Source organism: Telluria sp. ZT3P39 (assembly GCF_059685935.1).
The window spans coordinates 63343-79085 of the sequence record NZ_JCASIH010000001.1 but is presented as its reverse complement, the minus strand read 5'-3'; the positions used below and the strand labels follow the sequence as shown (position 1 = coordinate 79085).

10 protein-coding genes are annotated in these 15743 nt (G+C 65.9%); 1 reads left to right on the top strand and 9 read right to left on the bottom strand.

What is annotated here, in order from left to right; genetic code table 11:
* Positions 1 to 107: 107 nt before the first annotated feature.
* Together AC56LR_RS00285 and AC56LR_RS00280 are read right to left on the bottom strand one after the other, a co-directional pair.
* On the bottom strand, positions 108 to 3230 hold the full coding sequence (locus AC56LR_RS00285) for an efflux RND transporter permease subunit (RefSeq protein ID WP_497126180.1): 3123 nt from the start codon (positions 3228 to 3230) through the stop codon (positions 108 to 110).
* A gap of 13 nt (positions 3231 to 3243) precedes the next feature.
* Positions 3244 to 4410: an efflux RND transporter periplasmic adaptor subunit gene (locus AC56LR_RS00280; protein ID WP_497126178.1), complete on the bottom strand. Its 1167-nt coding sequence runs from the start codon at positions 4408 to 4410 to the stop codon at positions 3244 to 3246.
* A 154-nt stretch (positions 4411 to 4564) separates the two neighbouring features.
* Between AC56LR_RS00280 and AC56LR_RS00275 the strand changes: the two genes are divergently transcribed.
* The gene (locus AC56LR_RS00275) at positions 4565 to 5653 is read left to right on the top strand and encodes a DUF1800 family protein (RefSeq protein ID WP_497126176.1); all 1089 of its coding nucleotides are present in this window, start codon (positions 4565 to 4567) and stop codon (positions 5651 to 5653) included.
* 222 nt (positions 5654 to 5875) lie between these two features.
* Here AC56LR_RS00275 and AC56LR_RS00270 read toward each other — a convergent pair whose 3' ends face one another.
* From AC56LR_RS00270 to AC56LR_RS00240, 7 genes are all read right to left on the bottom strand, one after another.
* Positions 5876 to 6613, bottom strand: coding sequence for a 2OG-Fe dioxygenase family protein (locus AC56LR_RS00270; protein ID WP_497126174.1), 738 nt, complete (start codon positions 6611 to 6613; stop codon positions 5876 to 5878).
* 40 nt (positions 6614 to 6653) lie between these two features.
* Positions 6654 to 8696: a TonB-dependent receptor gene (locus AC56LR_RS00265; protein WP_497126172.1), complete on the bottom strand. Its 2043-nt coding sequence runs from the start codon at positions 8694 to 8696 to the stop codon at positions 6654 to 6656.
* Entirely contained in the window at positions 8693 to 9196 is a 504-nt protein-coding gene (locus tag AC56LR_RS00260) for a DUF6702 family protein (RefSeq protein ID WP_497126169.1), read from the bottom strand. Before AC56LR_RS00260 ends, AC56LR_RS00265 begins: the two co-directional genes overlap by 4 nt.
* A complete protein-coding gene (locus AC56LR_RS00255) occupies positions 9193 to 11559 on the bottom strand; it encodes a M1 family metallopeptidase (RefSeq protein WP_497126167.1) in 2367 nt (788 codons plus the stop codon). The genes AC56LR_RS00260 and AC56LR_RS00255 overlap by 4 nt, the downstream gene beginning before the upstream one ends.
* 178 nt (positions 11560 to 11737) lie before the next feature.
* On the bottom strand, positions 11738 to 14113 hold the full coding sequence (locus AC56LR_RS00250) for a M1 family metallopeptidase (RefSeq protein WP_497126165.1): 2376 nt from the start codon (positions 14111 to 14113) through the stop codon (positions 11738 to 11740).
* 194 nt (positions 14114 to 14307) lie between these two features.
* The gene (locus AC56LR_RS00245; protein WP_497126163.1) at positions 14308 to 14709 is read right to left on the bottom strand and encodes a PilZ domain-containing protein; all 402 of its coding nucleotides are present in this window, start codon (positions 14707 to 14709) and stop codon (positions 14308 to 14310) included.
* A 144-nt stretch (positions 14710 to 14853) separates the two neighbouring features.
* Positions 14854 to 15735, bottom strand: a complete 882-nt coding sequence (locus AC56LR_RS00240) for a phytanoyl-CoA dioxygenase family protein (RefSeq protein WP_497126161.1) — start codon at positions 15733 to 15735, stop codon at positions 14854 to 14856.
* Positions 15736 to 15743: the final 8 nt, after the last annotated feature.

The following is a 15743-nucleotide window of genomic DNA, read 5'->3' as shown; positions in this document are numbered from 1 at the left end:
GCCGCGCGTTCAACTGCACGAAGCTCAGCCGCAAAAATGGTTGGTGTCCATCCGACATCGATTGAACGCGCGGGCGGGAGGACCCGCCCACCCTACGAAAACCGTAATTACTTGACCGTATCCGTCGCCACCACCGGCGCCGGCGCCTGCTTCGGCTTGCGCCGCAGCTTGCCCATCCCGCGCTTCATCAGGTGCTCGAAGTCATCCACATAGGTGAACACTGCCGGCACCACCAGCAGGCTCAGCAGGGTCGAGGTAATCAAGCCGCCGATCACCGCAATCGCCATCGGCGAACGGAAGCTCGGGTCGCCCGACAGGCCCAGCGCCAGCGGCAGCATGCCGGCGCCCATGGCGATGGTCGTCATCACGATCGGGCGGCTGCGTTTGTGGCAGGCGTCGACCAGGGCGTCGAAACGGTTCATGCCGGCCTTGCGCGCCAAAATCGCGTAATCCACCAGCAGGATCGAGTTTTTCGTCACGATCCCCATCAGCATGATCAGGCCGATCATGGTCGGCATCGACAGCGCGCTGTTGGTGATGAGCAGGGCGACGAATGCGCCGCCGATCGACAGCGGCAGCGCCGCCAGGATCGTCACCGGCTGCATGAAGTCGTTAAACAGCAGCACCAGCACGCCGTAGATGCACAGCACGCCGATCAGCATGGCCACGCCGAAGCTGGCGAACAGGGCCGCCATTTCCTGCGCGTCGCCCAGTTCCGCGATCTGCACCGACGGCGGCAGCTTCTGGAACACGGGCAGGGCGCGGGCTTCCTCATTGACTTCGCCCAGCGAACGGCCCTGCAGCTCGACGTCGAGCGTGACGTTGCGGGTGCGGTTCAGGCGGTCGATCTGGGCCGGGCCGCTTTCCATCGTGATGGTGGCGACGTTCGCCAGCAGCACCGGTCCGTTTGCACCCGGCACCGTCAGGCGTCCCAGCGCATCGAGGTCGGCGCGCACGGCGTCCGGCAGCTTGACGCGGATCGGCACCTGGCGCTCGGCCAGGTTCATCTTCGCCAGCGAGATGTCGTAGTCGCCCGCGGTGGCCACGCGCACCGTCTCGCCGATCGCGGCGGCGGTCACGCCCAGGTCGGCGGCGCGCGCAAAGTCGGGCCGCACGATGATTTCGGGACGCACCAGCGAGGCGCTGGAGCTGACGTTGCCGATGCCCTTGAGCGTACGCAGTTCGCGTTCTGCCTGGCGGGCGGCGGTGCTCAGCGCTTCCGGGTCTTCGCCGCGCAGCACCAGCTGCAACTTGGTGCCGGTGTCGTTGGCGCCCACGTTGAAGCGTGCGCCCGGAATCTGCGCGACCTTCTCGCGCAGCGCGCGCTCGATGTCGGACAGCCCGGTGTCGCGATCGTCACGGTGCGAGGTCGTCACGGTCAGCACGGCGCGGCGCGCTTCCGCCGCGGCGCCCGGTGCGAAGGCGTCGCCGCTGGAACCGCCGCCGATCGAGCTGAACACGCCCTTGACGCCGGCGACCTGCATGGCCGCCAGGCGCGCCTGCTCGGCCACAGTATGAGTTTCAGCAAGTGTCGAGCCGGGCGGCAGTTCCAGGGTGACCAGTGTCTGCGAGCGGTCGGCCGGCGGCACGAAGCCGGTCGGCAGCAAGCCCACCAGCGCGACCGAGCCGGCGAAGAACAGCGCCGAGGCGATCGCGGTGACCAGGCGGTGGCGCAGGCACCACTGCATGGTGCGCATGTAAAGGCTCATCAGGCGGCCGTCTTTTTCCTCGCCCAGGTGCTTGGCCGGCTTGAGGATATAGGCCGCCATCATGGGCGTGAGCAGGCGCGCCACCACCAGGGATGCGAGGATCGCGAGCACCGCGGTCCAGCCGAACTGCTTGAAGAATTTACCGGGGATGCCGCCCATGAAGGCGGTCGGCAGGAACACCGCCACCAGCGAGAAGGTGGTGGCGATCACCGCCATGCCAATTTCGTCGGCCGCTTCCAGCGCCGCCTGCATCGGGGTCTTCCCCATGCGCAGGTGGCGCGAGATGTTCTCGATCTCGACGATCGCATCGTCCACCAGCACCCCGATGACGAGCGCCAGCGACAGCAGGGTCACCATGTTCAGGGTGTAGCCGAACAAATACTGGCCGAGGAAGGCGGGAATCGCCGACAGCGGCAGGGCAGCAGCCGCCACGAGCGTGGCGCGCCAGTCGCGCAGGAACCACCACACCACCAGCACCGCCAGCAGGGCGCCTTCGTACAGCATCTCCATCGAGGCGTCGAAGTTTTCCTGCACCGGCGCCGAGTTGTCGATCACCTCGCGCAGCACCACGTCCGGGCGTTCCTTCTGCAACTGGGCCATGGTGGCGCGCGCGCCTTCGGCGACGTCGACCTCGCCCGCGCCGCGGGTGCGGAAGATTTCGAAGCCGACCACCTTGCGGCCATCCTGTTCGGCGATCGAGCGCGGCTCGGCCACGGTGTCCGTCACGGTGGCCACCTGGTCGAGGCGCACGTGGCGCCCGCCCGGCAGCGGGATCTCCATCTGTCCCAGCGCCGAGGCCGACTGCACGGTGGCGATGGTGCGCACCGACTGTTCGGCGCCGTTCACGTCGCCGCGTCCGCCCGGCGCTTCGCGCTGCACGTTGCGCAGCTGGCGCGACACGTCCAGCGCCGAGACCTGCAGCGCCGCCATGCGGGCCTCATCGAGCTCCACCCGCACTTCGCGGGTGACGCCGCCGACGCGCTTGACCGCGCCCAGGCCCGGTACGCTCAGCAGGCGCTTGGCCACGTCGTTGTCGACGAACCAGCTCAGTTCCTGGTCGTCCATGGCGCTGCCCGCACTCTTGCTTGGCGCCGCCGTGAAGGTGGCGACCACGCGGCCGGCGGTCGCGGCCTTGGTCACGCTCGGCTCGCGCATCTCGGGCGGCAGGTCGGCGCGCACGCGGGCGACCGCATCGCGCACGTCGTTCACCGCTTCGGCCAGGTCCTTCTCGAGCACGAATTCGACGGTGACGGTGGCCACGCCGTCGAGCACCTTGGTGTAGATGTTCTTCACCCCTTGCAAGGTGGCGACCGAATCCTCGATCTTGCGCGCGACCTCGGTTTCCAGCTGGGCGGGCGCCGCGCCTTCGAGCGTGGCGGCGACGGTCACGATGGGCAGCTCGATGTCCGGGAAGTCCTGGATCTTGTTGGCCTTGAAGGCCAGCAGCCCTGCCAGGGTGAGCAGGGTGAACAGCATGATGGCCGGAATCGGGTTCCGGATCGACAGGGCGGAAAAATTCATGATCGTGCCTTGCTCAGCGTGCCGCGGTCTGGCGCGGCGCTGGCTTCGCAGGCGCCGGGACCGGGGTTGCAACATTACGGACCAGGTCTCCGTCGTTCAAAAAGCCCGCGCCGCTGACCACGATCGGCGTGCCGGCCGCCAGGCCGCCCACGATCTCGACCCGGTCGCCGAGGCGGCGGCCGGTGCTGACCTTCAGCTGGCTCACGCGGCTGTCGCGATTGAGGCGGAACACATAACTGAAGCCGTCGCGCACGGCGACCGCCTGCTGCGGCACGGTGAGGGCGTTCGATGTGCCCAGCTCGAAACGGCCGCTGGCGAACATGCCGGCCTTGAGCGGCGCGTTGGCGGACAGCGATGGCGGCAGGTCGACATACACCAGCGCCAGGCGGGTCTGCGGATCGACGGTCGGGGCCACGGCGCGCACCTTGCCGCTGATTTCAAGGCCGCTGGCGGCGCGCACCGCGGCGCGCATGCCCGGCTTGATGCGACCCAGGTCGTTTGAGGTGATCTCGGCTCGCCATTCGAGGCGGCCCTGGCGGATCATGCGAAACAGTTCGGTGCCGGCGCCGACCACGGCGCCCACCGTGGCGCTGCGCGCCGAGATGATGCCGCTGTCGGGCGCGGTGACGGTGGCAAAGCGCAGGCGCAGGTTCTGCTGCTCCAGCGTGGCCTTGGCTGCGCTCACGCGCGCGGCCGCGGTGCGCTCGGCCGTGAAGTATTGGGTGATCTGCTGCTCGCTCAGCGCGCCGGAGCTGCGCAGGGCGCGGGCCCGGTCTGCGTTGGCCTTGGCCTCGGCGGCATTGGCCTGCGCTTCCAGCAAGGCGGCGCGCGCCTGCTCGACGTCGGCGCGCACGGTTTCGCTCGCGAACACGGCCAGGGTGTCGCCCTTTTTCACGACGTCGCCCACGTTGACCTTTACTTCCGTCAGGCGCAGTCCGTTCGACTCGCTGCCGATTATCGCTTCCTGCCAGGCGGCGACGCTGCCGTTGGCGCTCAAGCCCAGGGGCAGGGAGGTGTTCGAGGGCTGGGTCGTGGTGACGGTCAGGGCCGGCGTTGGCGCGGCGGGCTTTTCGTCCTTGGCGGTGGCGCGGGTCGGCACGGCCAGCGCAGCGGCAAAGCACAGGGCGGCGCCGGCGACGGAAACCAGGGCGGCCGGGGGAAGGTGGCGGAGGGTAGGCATATGTTTGGCAGGCTTTCGGTTAAGCTGTGAAGTGTAGCAAAAATGCAATGTCTTGAGCGCGCAATGGGCCCGCTGCGCCCAGCGACTTCGGGGCTTTACAATATTTTACGAAACCGGTGCGCAGCCCGGGCGCCGCGGGGATATAACAGTACTCATGCGATCCTGTCCGACCTTCCTGCGTTTCGCGCTGCCTGCACTGCTGGCATGGGGGGCGCTGTGCACCCCGGGCGCCCGTGCCGATGACGCCGTCGGCGGGCAAGCCGCGCTGCACCTGCTGAACCGGCTGGGCTATGGCCCCGCGCCGGGCGAGCTGGCCAGAGTGCGCGCCATGGGTGTCTCCGCCTATGTCGACAGCCAGCTCGCGCCGCCGCCCTTGCCACCTTATCTCGAGACGCAGCTGCGCGAGCCCGGCACGGACGCCGCCGGGGCGCGTGCGCAAGCCCTGCTGCGCGCGATCGCCAGCCCGCGCCAGCTCGAGGAAGTCCTGTGCGCATTCTGGCTGGCCCATTTCGGCATCGTCGAAGGCAAGGGGCTGGATGCGGCCGGCATCGGCGCGATCGCGCGCGACGCGGTGCGCCCGTACGTCTTCGGCGGGCATGCCGTGCTGCGCGCTGCCGTGGCCCGGCATCCGCGCATGCAGGGCCGGCGCATCAAGGGGCGCAACGACCAGGAAGCCGTGCGCGCGCTGGCCGGGCAGTTCGTCTCCGCCCCGCCGGCAACGCTCGTTCGTAGGCTGACGCGGGTGTGGCAGGACACGGGCGGCGACCAGGCAGCCGTGCTGCGCAGCCTGTTCGCCAGCCCTGCCTTCCTGGCCCCGGCAGAGATGGGCAGCAAGCGCAAGGACGCGCTGCGTTTCGTGGTCTCGGCGGTGCGGGCGAGCGGCATCGTGCTGCATGATGCGGCGCCGCTGGTGGAGGTGCTGGCGCAGGCCGGTGCGCCGGTGTACGGGCGCCAGGCGCCGATGGACGCCGGGGAGCGTGCGGATTTCGTGGTGCGCCTGCTTGAAGGCCGCCTGCTGCTCGCGGCGCCCGCGCCGCGGCCCCACGAACAGGCCTCGTCGGCCCCGCCGCTGCGGGCCATGCCGGAGGGCGCGGTCGGGCCGGGCAGGCTCGCCCAGCCAGGCCCGGTATTGATGGATGCGCCTACGCCCTCGGCTGCCGCCATGGCGGCCGCGCGCAACCGCCCGGCGGATGCCGGCAGCTTGAAAGCGCTGCTGCTGGGCGAAGCTTTCCTGCGTTATTAAGAATCGGAAGATGGGATGGCGCGGTGCAGCAAACAAAGGCGGGCGGCGTGCGGTCGGAAGCGGTTCCTTGCGGCAATGAGCACAGTAGTTGTACGGTATTGCGGTGCACAAAAAACTGCGTTATATTGAAACCGTCTCCTCCAGTTTTCTCCGAAAATTGGATTGCCGCCCGCCAACCGCAAGGTTCGTGGGCGTTTTTTTATCCCGCGCCGGCTTTGTCGTTCAGGCGCCTTCGCCCTGGAAGGAACCGGCGCGCCAGGTCAGCACCAGCGTGTCGCGGTGGCCATGCTCGGCGAGCGGCTGGATCGGGGTCGATTCGTGGATCACGGCGGCGTCGTCGAGCAGCAGCAGGGTCCAGGGCTCGGTCATGGTGAAGCGCTTGCCCATCGACCCTTCGGCCTCGAACACCCGCGTCTCGCCGCCCTTGATGCCGGTGCGCCCGATCAGGATCACCGCGACGAAATCGACGCCGTCGCGGTGCGCGCCTTCGGGTGTCGGGCGGCCGATGCCGTCGGCGGTATCGATGCGGAACTGGTGCGCTTCGACGCGCCAGGTGTGGTGGCCGGCGACGTTCGAACAGACCTCGCCCAGCGCGTGCAGCAGGCGCTCCCAGGCGGGCAGGGCGACGGTTGCCGGTTCCACCGGTTCGAACAGGCGGTGCATGCCGCCGTGCAGGGCGTTGTACTCGACCGGCTGCCAGTGCGCGCGGTGCGGCGTCTGCGTCAGTTTGCTGCCGTCGTCGATGAAGCAGGAGTGCCGGCGCCGGCGATAGCGCCCGCCGTCCTTCAGGTAGTTGTCGAGTTCCAGCCGGTCCCAGCTCGGCACCAGCGCATCGAGCTCGGTCAGGGTGCAGCCTGCGAGGCGGGCCACGTCGAGGGGACGCAGCAAGGCATAGCCTTCGCTGCGCACGGCATCGGCCAGGTCGGCCGGGGCGGTGTAGGGGAGTTCACGTATCGTCATCCGGTTAGCGTAGCATTTTTCCACGCCCCCGGCCTGACCCCTACCAATTCTTGACGAGGGTAAGGCGGAAGGAGCGCGGCTCGATCGGATGGAAATGGATGTCGTCGGTGGCCCCGCTTTCGCCCGCCAGGCGCGAGGCATAGTAGTAGTCGATCGCCGAGTCGCGCCGGTTGCCCAGGTTGAAGCCTTCCAGTTCCAGGCGCAGGTCCTTGCCGATCCGGTAGCCCACCCGGCCATTGAGCGTGACGCTGGCATGCGAGCGCACGCTGTCGTCCTCGGCCAGCGGACGCGGACCGAAATAGCGCAGGCGCAGCGCGCCCGACCACGGTCCCGCGCGCTCCACGCTCAGCCCCAGCTGGGCCACGCCTTCGACTGCGCCTGGAATGCGCTCGCCGGCCGGGTTGGCGCCGCGCGAGCGCGCATGCGCATAGGCCGCATCAAGGTTGACCGACACCCACTTGTTGACGCGGTAGTTGTTCGACAGCTCGATGCCGAAGCGGCGGCTCGGGTCGCCCGCTTCGGTGGTGCCGGCGTCGCCGACATAGCGCAGCTCCGAATCGAAGTCGAGCCGGTACAGCGACAGCGTGGTGTCCATCTTCGGGATCGCCACCGTGCGCAGGCCCAGCTCCATGCCGCGCGAGCGCACCAGCCCGGGCGTACGCTCGACCGCTTCAAGCGTCTTCGGATCGACGCTGGCGACGGTGCCGCGCGCATCGTTGCTGTGGAAGCCGTGCCCGTAGTTGAAGTAGAGCTCAGTCGACTTCCACGGCCCGTAGGCGATGCTCAGCGCGGGCGTGGCGAGCGAATCGCTGGACCGTCCGGCGTTCTCCGGACGGTCGCCGTCGACGCGGAAGCGGTAGGCGTTCGCGCGCACACCCACCACGGTGCGCAGCGCTTCGCTCCATTTGGTGGCGTTCTCCACGAACAGGGACATGCTCCCCTCGGTGACATGGTCTTCGCGGGTGGTGGCCAGCCGTTGGCGCGCACGCGTGTCGTACAGGCCGTTGAAGATGTTGTCGTTCTGCGCCTGCAGGCCGACGGTCATGTCCGAGCTGACCGCGCCCTTGCCGTACGCATGCCAGGTATGGCTGGCGTCCAGGCCCGTGGTCACGCGGCGGTCGGGCTGGTTGAACTGGTCGCCATTGACCGGGTCGTTCAAGAAATACGTGAAGTTCGAATACAGGTCGAGGCGGTTGCGGATGACATAGGCGCTCACGCTGGTCGCCGTCTCCTGGGTGGTGCGGCGCCAGGCGCCGGATAGGCTGCTGCGCTGGGCTTCGCCGCCATCGCTCAGGTCGAGTGCGTCGAAGCGGCCCAGCCGGCCGCCGGCGACGGCGCGCAGCGGGACCTGGTCGGTGGCGTTCCAGTGGCCGCGATAGTGCATCGCCGCCACGTGCCAGCCGTTGTTCGCATAGCCGCGGCTGTAGCGCAGTACGGCATTGATCTTGCGGTAGCCGTCCGGGCGGGTCCACGGGCCGTCATTCTTGAGCAGTTCGAGTGCGTAGAGCAGGCTGCCGCCGGCCGCTTCCGGCGAAGCCGCGACGACCGTGCGCGCATAATTGTCCGAGCCGAGCGTGATCGACGCCATCGGCGCCACCAGCCTGTTGGCATAGGCAATCGAGGCCTTGCCGGCAGAGGAAAAATCGCCTTCCGCGGCCGAATAGGGGCCCTTGCGGTAGTCCAGGCGGGTCACGACTTCGGGAATCAGGAAATTCAGGTCGGTCCAGCCCTGGCCATGCGCATGGCTGCGCTGGTTGACGGGCATGCCGTCGACCCAGGTGGCGAGGTCGGTGCCGTGGTCCAGGTTGAAGCCGCGCAGGTAGAACTGGTTGGCCTTGCCTTCGCCGCTGTGCTGGCTGGCGATCAGGCCCGGCGTGGCCTCCAGCAGCTCGCCCGGCCGGTACACGGTCAGCTTCTGCAGCTCCTTCGCGCCGACGCTGCCGGAACTGGCGGAGTCGGTGAGGCCGATCTGGTTGGCGCGTGCACCTTCCACCAGCACGCGCTGCAGCACGAAATCGTCGGCGATCGCCGAGGTCTGGAAGCACAGTGCGGCGATGGCGAACGGCAGCGGGCGGAGGGTCATTGGGCGGTGGGATGGGCCGGCTGCTCGAGCGCGGCTTGTGTAAATGTCAATGAACGGATTGTACCTAAATTGTTGAAATTGACGGTGTTCACCTGGCCGGGCAGGAAATCGACCAGCACGCCCTGGCGGATGACGGCGGTCTTCGACAATGGCGCGTTCTCGAGCTCCTGGTAGATGACGACGCTCTGCGAATCGGCCGTCATGCCAACCCAGCGCACCGGCAGGCGCGCACCGTCCGCGCCCTTGAGCGCGAACTGGGCCTCGACGTACTTGCGCAGCACGGCCTGGTCTTCCGGGTCGAGCAGGTCGAACTGGCGCCCATAGGTGTTCATGAGCAGCGCCTCGACATCGTGCGCCATGTAGGTATGGACGATCTCGGTGCTGCCCGTGCGCGGGTTGAACGCCAGCTCGGTGATCCCGGTGTGGAAGCGGTGCGCGCCCGCTGCGCTGCTTGCGCACAGCAGCGCGGCGGCCAGCCAGACCTTGAAACCGCGCATCATGGCGTCGCCTTCTTTTCAGCTGGTTTTTTCAGTGGCGTGCGGAAGTCGCGCATCAAATTGCCCGTGGCCGGATCACGCTCGGTCTTGAACAGCTCCAAGCGCGACGGTGTCGCCTTGCGCGGCCAGGCGTTGTTGTCCTGGTTGATGTCCGCAGTTTCCCAGTACGGGTCCTGCACCAGGCTGACGATCGGCTCGTCGGTGATGAACAGCTTGGTCACCTGTTTCGGCGAATAGCGCCACACTTCCGCCGGAATGCGCTCGATGGTTTTCTTGCCGCTCCTGGTTTCGATTTCGACCACCAGCGGCGTCACCAGCCCGCCCTTGTTCGAAAAGTCCACCAGGTACAGGTGCTTGCCTTCCTTGAGCAGCGCCTTTTCCCAGTCTTCGAGCTCTTGCACCGTCTCGTTGAACTTGTTGCGGTCCTTGTTGGTGACGGTGAAGTCGTCGTTCTCGTTGTAGAAGTCCTTCAGTTCGGGATGCGCATCGACGCGGCGCGGCATGCCCTTGTTGCGCTGGTCGGTGATCGAGATGGGTTCGGCCTGTTTGCGCGCGCGCTGCCAGGCCTTTTCGACTTCCGGATCCTTGCTGCTGATCGTGTATTCGCTGATGCCGTCCACGCTCACGTCCACCGCATCGGTGGTGTAGAACCAGCCGCGCCAGAACCAGTCGAGGTCCGTGCCCGAAGCATCTTCCATGGTGCGGAAGAAGTCGGCCGGGGTCGGACGCTTGAACTTCCAGCGCTGCGCGTATTCCTTGAAGGCGAAGTCGAACAGCTCGCGCCCCAGCACCGTCTCGCGCAGCACGTTGAGCGCCGCCGCCGGCTTGGCATAGGCGTTGTTGCCGCGCTGGAGGGTCGATTCGGCATTGGTCATGACCGGCACCTGATTGGTGCTGCGCATGTAGTCGACGATGTTGCGCGCTTCGCCGCGGCGCGAGGGGTAATCCTCTTCCCAGGCTTCCTCGGCCAGGAACTGCAGGAAGCTGTTCATGCCCTCGTCCATCCAGGTCCACTGGCGCTCGTCCGAGTTGACGATCATCGGGAAGTAGTTGTGGCCCACTTCATGGATGATCACGCTGATCAGGCCGTACTTGGTATTCTTCGCATAGGTCAGTTCGCCGGTCTTCTTGTCCTTGACCGGGCGTCCGGCATTGAACGAGATCATCGGGTATTCCATGCCGCCGATCGAGCCGTTCACGGAAATCGCGGTCGGGTAGGGGTAGTCGAAGGAGTATTTGTTGTACTGCTCGAGGGTGTGGATCACGGCGGCGGTCGAATAGCGCTCCCACAGCGGGTTGCCTTCCTTCGGGTAATAGGACATCGCCAGCACGTCCTTGTCGCCGCTCTTGACGCCCTGGGCGTCCCAGATGAACTTGCGGCTCGAGGCAAAAGCGAAGTCGCGTACGTCCCTGGCCTTGAAGTGCCAGGTCCTGGTCGCCTTCGCGCGCCCCTTTTCGGCGGTTTCGGCTTCGCGCTGGGTGACGATGACGACCGGTTTGTTCGCGGTACGTGCCTGGCGCAGGCGGTCGCGCTGGGTGGCGGTGAGCACCGCCTCCGGATTCTGCAGCTCGCCGGTCGAAGCGACCACGTGGTCGGCCGGGACGGTCAGCTGCACATCGTAGTCGCCGAACTCCAGCGTGAACTCGCCGTCGCCCATGTATTGCTTGTTCTGCCAACCCTTGGCGTCGTAATAGGCCGCCATGCGCGGGAACCACTGCGCAGCCAGGTAGATGTCGTTGCCGTCATCGAACTTCTCGTAGCCGGTACGGCGGCCGACGACGTTCGCTTCGGGGATGTTGATGGTCCACGCCAGGTTGAAGGACAGGCGCGCGCCGGATTCAAGCGGCTGCGGCAGGTCGATCCGCATCATGGTCTTGTTGACCGTATGGCGCAGGGCGCGGCCGTCGCTGCTGGTCACGCCGGTGACCTGGATGCCGCCGTCGAAGCGCTGCTGTTCCAGCGTGGCCTTCAGGGTGTCGAATTTCACGCCGTCGTTGCCACGCGCTTGCCAGGCTTCGCGCGAGGGCAGGGTGGAGATGCGGCGGTTGTCCGAATCGCCTCGGAACATGTTCTGGTCGAGCTGCACCCACAGGTAGGCAAGCGTGTCCGGCGAATGGTTGGTGTAGGTGATGGTGCCCGAACCGCTGACGGAACGCTTCGTTTCGTCCAGGGTGGCGCGCAGGCGGTAGTCGGCGCGCTGCTGCCAGTAGCGGTGGCCCGGCGCGCCGGAGGCGGTGCGGGTCTCGTTCGGCGTCGGCAGCAATTCGTCGAGCTGGCGGAACTTGTCGTCGAATGCCGGTGCGGCGTGTGCAGCGCTGGCGAGGATGAGGGCGGCTAGACTCGCCTGCAGGTGTTTGATTTTCATGCGGAATTTAATACGGAAGGGGAGTAATCGGTAAAACCGTAGGGTGGGCAGGTTTCCTGCCCGCGCGTTCAACAAGCGTTCGCGGATTGAAGCGCGTTGTTGGTCCGCGACGGTGATTTGAACGCGCGGGCGGGAGGACCCGCCCACCCTACGAGTCCCCCGCGCATTGAACCAAGGCTTACTCCGACTTCGGCGCTTCGTCCTTCTGGCCAGGCGTCTTGAGCTTGGTATTGAAGTCGCGCATCAGGTTGCCCGTGGCCGGGTCACGCTCGGTCTTGAACAGCTCCAGGCGCGACGGGCTTGCCTTGCGCGGCCAGGCGTTGTTGTCCTGGTTGATGTCCGCGGTTTCCCAGTACGGGTCCTGCACCAGGCTCACGATCGGCTCGTCCGTGATGAACAGCTTGGTCACCTGCTGTGGCGAATAACGCCACACTTCGGCCGGGATACGCTCGATGTACTTCTTGCCGCTCTTCGTTTCGATCTGGACCACCAGCGGGGTCACGAGGCCGCCCTTGTTCGAGAAGTCGACCAGGTACAGGTGCTTGCCTTCCTTGAGCAGCGCCTTTTCCCAGTCTTCGAGCTCTTGCACCGTCTCATTGAACTTGTTGCGGTCCTTGTTGGTGACGGTGAAGTCGTCGTTCTCGTTGTAGAAGTCCTTCAGTTCGGGATGCGCATCGACGCGGCGCGGCATGCCCTTGTTGCGCTGGTCGGTGATCGAGATCGGCTCGGCCTGTTTGCGCGCGCGCGCCCAGGCTTTCTCGACTTCCGGATCCTTGCTGCTGATCGTGTATTCGCTGATGCCGTCCACGCTCACGTCCACCGCGTCGGTGGTGTAGAACCAGCCGCGCCAGAACCAGTCGAGGTCCGTGCCCGAAGCATCTTCCATGGTGCGGAAGAAGTCGGCCGGGGTCGGACGCTTGAACTTCCAGCGCTGCGCATATTCCTTGAAGGCGAAGTCGAACAGCTCGCGTCCCAGCACCGTCTCGCGCAGGATGTTCAGCGCGGCGGCCGGCTTGGCATAGGCGTTGTTGCCGAACTGGAGCAGCGACTCCGAGTTCGTCATGATCGGCACCTGGTTGGCGCTGCGCATGTAGTTCACGATCGTGCGCGGATCGCCGCGCATCTCGTCCCAGTTCTCTTCCCATGCTTCCTGGGCCATCGACTGCACGAAGGAGTTCAGGCCCTCGTCCATCCAGGTCCACTGGCGCTCGTCCGAGTTGACGATCATCGGGAAGTAGTTGTGGCCCACTTCGTGGATGATCACGCCGATCAGGCCGTACTTGGTGCGCTTCGAATAGGTCAGCTCACCGGTCTTCTTGTCCTTCACCGGACGCGGACCGTTAAACGTGATCATCGGGTACTCCATGCCGCCCACCGGGCCGTTCACCGAAATCGAGGTCGGGTAGGGATAGTCGAAGGAATACTTGTTGTACTGCTCGATGGTGTGGATGATCGCCTGGGTCGAATAACGCTCCCACAGCGGGTTGCCTTCCTTCGGGTAGTAGGACATCGCCATCACGTCGGTGTCGCCCGACTTGATCCCTTGCGCATCCCAGATGAACTTGCGGCTCGAGGCGAAGGCGAAATCGCGCACGTTCTTCGCCTTGAAATGCCAGGTCCTGGAAGTGGTGGCGCGCGATTTTTCCGCGGCTTCGGCTTCCGCCTGGGTCACGATGATGACCGGCTTCTTCGCCGTGCGCGCCTGGCGCAGGCGGTCGCGCTGGGCGGCGCTCAGCACTTCGCCCGGATTCTGCAGCTCGCCGGTGGAGGCGACGATGTGGTCGGAGGGGACCGTGATCTGCACGTCGTAGTCGCCGAATTCCAGCGTGAACTCGCCGGCGCCGAGGAACTGCTTGTGCTGCCAGCCGTAGACGTCGTAGTAGGCCGCCATGCGCGGGAACCACTGGGCGATCTCGAACAGGTCGTTCTTGTCGTCGAACTTCTCGTAGCCCGAACGGCCGCCGAGCACCTTCTGCTCGTTGATGTTGTAGTTCCAGTCCAGGCTGAACGACACGCGCGCGCCCGGCTTCAGGGGCTGCGGCAGGTCGATCCGCATCATGGTGCGGTTGATGACGTATTTCAGCGGACGGCCGCCGCTGTCGCGCACATTGCTGACCTTGAAGCCGCCGTCGAAGGTGCCCGCCTCCAGCAGGGTGCGCAGCGCGTCGAACTTCACGCCCGTTTCAGGCGTCTTGGCCTGGGCCCAGGCGTCGCGCGAAGGCAGGGCCGCCGAGGTGCGTGCATCCGAATTGCGGTTGTAGATGTTCTGGTCGAGCTGCAGCCAGAGGTATTTGAGGGTATCGGGGGAATTGTTGTGGTACGTGACCGTGCCCGAACCGGTGATGGCCCGTTTGGCTTCATCGAGCGTGGCGCGCATCGTGTAGTCGGCACGCTGCTGCCAGTAGGCCTGTCCCGGCGCGCCCGACGCGGTGCGCACGCTACCCGGAGTGGGTAGCAGCTCGTCGAGCTGGCGGAATTTATCGTCGAAAGGTGCGGCGGCGAAAACGGAGGCGCTGAGGCATAGCGCGGCCAGCCCGATGGGCAAACGTATCATGATTCCCCTGATATTTTATTTAGAATAAGAAAAGTATTCTAGCTTTCCCCCTTCGGCATTGCTCGGTGGATTTGTAAAAAACCTGATACATGGTGCATATGGGTCGCGGCGTACGGAAGGCGCCGGACGGCAGGGGAGCTGCCAGGGATACGGGGAAGAGGTGGCGGCGAGGTTCGATCTTGCGGGAGAGGGTCTTACGAGCCGAGATTCGCGGACGGCGAATGGCAGGATGCCAGGTACTGGCTCCCGTCTTTTCCTGCCTGCGCGGCCGAGTCGAGGAAGGCCATGATGTGGTCGACGGTCTTGGGATCGGTACGCACGAACTCCGCTTCGTAGCAGGAAGCGGTCGGCTCATGGGTGATCGCCGCCGACAACTTCACCATGGCGAAATGCAGCCGTGGATTGCCGGGCAAGGTAAAGCGCATGCTCAGCTGGTCGGACGGGAGGCTATCGAGCTTTGCCGAGCTGACGAAACGCACCCGTGCCACGCTGACGTCGACAAGACGGACACTGAGCGAGCCGGAGCCCTGCAAGGTGGCGACCGATGCGACCTCGTGCATCAGGTTCAGGGCATAACCAGGCTTGGTATCCAACATGAGCGTCCAATGCAGCGGAATAGGGGTTTTGGCTCGCCTTGCGGGTCAAAAGCGAGACGTTCTCATGGTACGTTCATTGTGGAAGCATCAATATAAGACTCCCCCGTAGAGTAATGTAGGAACAGTCCTACGATTCCCTGAGCACTACTCCGAATTGTTCAAGAACCCACGCACCGGAAAGCCCGCATCGCGCTGGATCCAGTTGCGCGGCGAGTAGGTAGAGGACGCATCGGTCGCATGCAGCGTGAAGGCATGGCGCGACACCGGCGAGCGGTTCGGTGCGCTGTAGTGCGGCAGCAGGCCGTGGAAGCACACCAGCGTGCCGGCTTTGGCCTCGAGCGGTATCGCGGTGCTGTCATCCGGCCAGGGCGTGGCATTGAGTTTTTCCATCGTGACGCGGTCGCCATCGCGCAGGAAGCGTTCGCGCAAGGGGCCGCGGTGGCCGCCGGGTTCGGCCCACAGGCAGCCGTTGTCGATGGTCGCGTCTTCCAGCGCGAACCAGAAGGTGGTGACCGTGATCGGATCGCTGTCGAAGAAGGTGGCGTCCTGGTGCCAGCGCACTTCGCCGCCGATGCCGGGCTGCTTGAAGATGTACATCGACTGCCAGACCTGCGGCTGCTCAAGGCCCAGGTCGCGTGCGACGCTCGCCAGTTTCGGGTCGCGCGTGAAGGCCGCGAACACCGGGTCGTGGTCGTGCATGGCATGGCCGATCTTGTTGATCGACAGCGACTTGGCCTGGCGCAGCTGGCCGTCCGCACCGAAGGCTTCTTCTTCGAAGAAGCAGCGCACCGTGTTGTCCGAACCGAGGAACCAGTCGTCGCTGGCGCGGGCCTGGTCTTTCGTCGTGAAGATGGCACGGGATTCGCTCGGGTCGAAGGCCTCGACGATTTCCTCCGCGCGGCGGCGGAGTAGGGCGATCTCATCAAGGCTCTTGAAGCCGGGGATGACGAGGAAACCGTCGCGCTGGTAGCGTGCGCGCTGTTCTGGCGTAAGCATGGTGAGGGCAGCCCTGGGGAAAAATGCCATTGTAGCGC

Excerpts from the sequence above, each read along its gene's own strand:
- AC56LR_RS00245 (WP_497126163.1), bottom strand. The coding sequence starts at position 14,709 with ATGTTGGATACCAAGCCTGGTTATGCCCTGAACCTGATGCACGAGGTC.
- AC56LR_RS00275 (WP_497126176.1), top strand. The coding sequence starts at position 4,565 with ATGCGATCCTGTCCGACCTTCCTGCGTTTCGCGCTGCCTGCACTGCTG.
- AC56LR_RS00285 (WP_497126180.1), bottom strand. The coding sequence starts at position 3,230 with ATGAATTTTTCCGCCCTGTCGATCCGGAACCCGATTCCGGCCATCATG.
- AC56LR_RS00265 (WP_497126172.1), bottom strand. The coding sequence starts at position 8,696 with ATGACCCTCCGCCCGCTGCCGTTCGCCATCGCCGCACTGTGCTTCCAG.
- AC56LR_RS00260 (WP_497126169.1), bottom strand. The coding sequence starts at position 9,196 with ATGATGCGCGGTTTCAAGGTCTGGCTGGCCGCCGCGCTGCTGTGCGCA.
- AC56LR_RS00250 (WP_497126165.1), bottom strand. The coding sequence starts at position 14,113 with ATGATACGTTTGCCCATCGGGCTGGCCGCGCTATGCCTCAGCGCCTCC.
- AC56LR_RS00255 (WP_497126167.1), bottom strand. The coding sequence starts at position 11,559 with ATGAAAATCAAACACCTGCAGGCGAGTCTAGCCGCCCTCATCCTCGCC.
- AC56LR_RS00240 (WP_497126161.1), bottom strand. The coding sequence starts at position 15,735 with ATGGCATTTTTCCCCAGGGCTGCCCTCACCATGCTTACGCCAGAACAG.
- AC56LR_RS00270 (WP_497126174.1), bottom strand. The coding sequence starts at position 6,613 with ATGACGATACGTGAACTCCCCTACACCGCCCCGGCCGACCTGGCCGAT.
- AC56LR_RS00280 (WP_497126178.1), bottom strand. The coding sequence starts at position 4,410 with ATGCCTACCCTCCGCCACCTTCCCCCGGCCGCCCTGGTTTCCGTCGCC.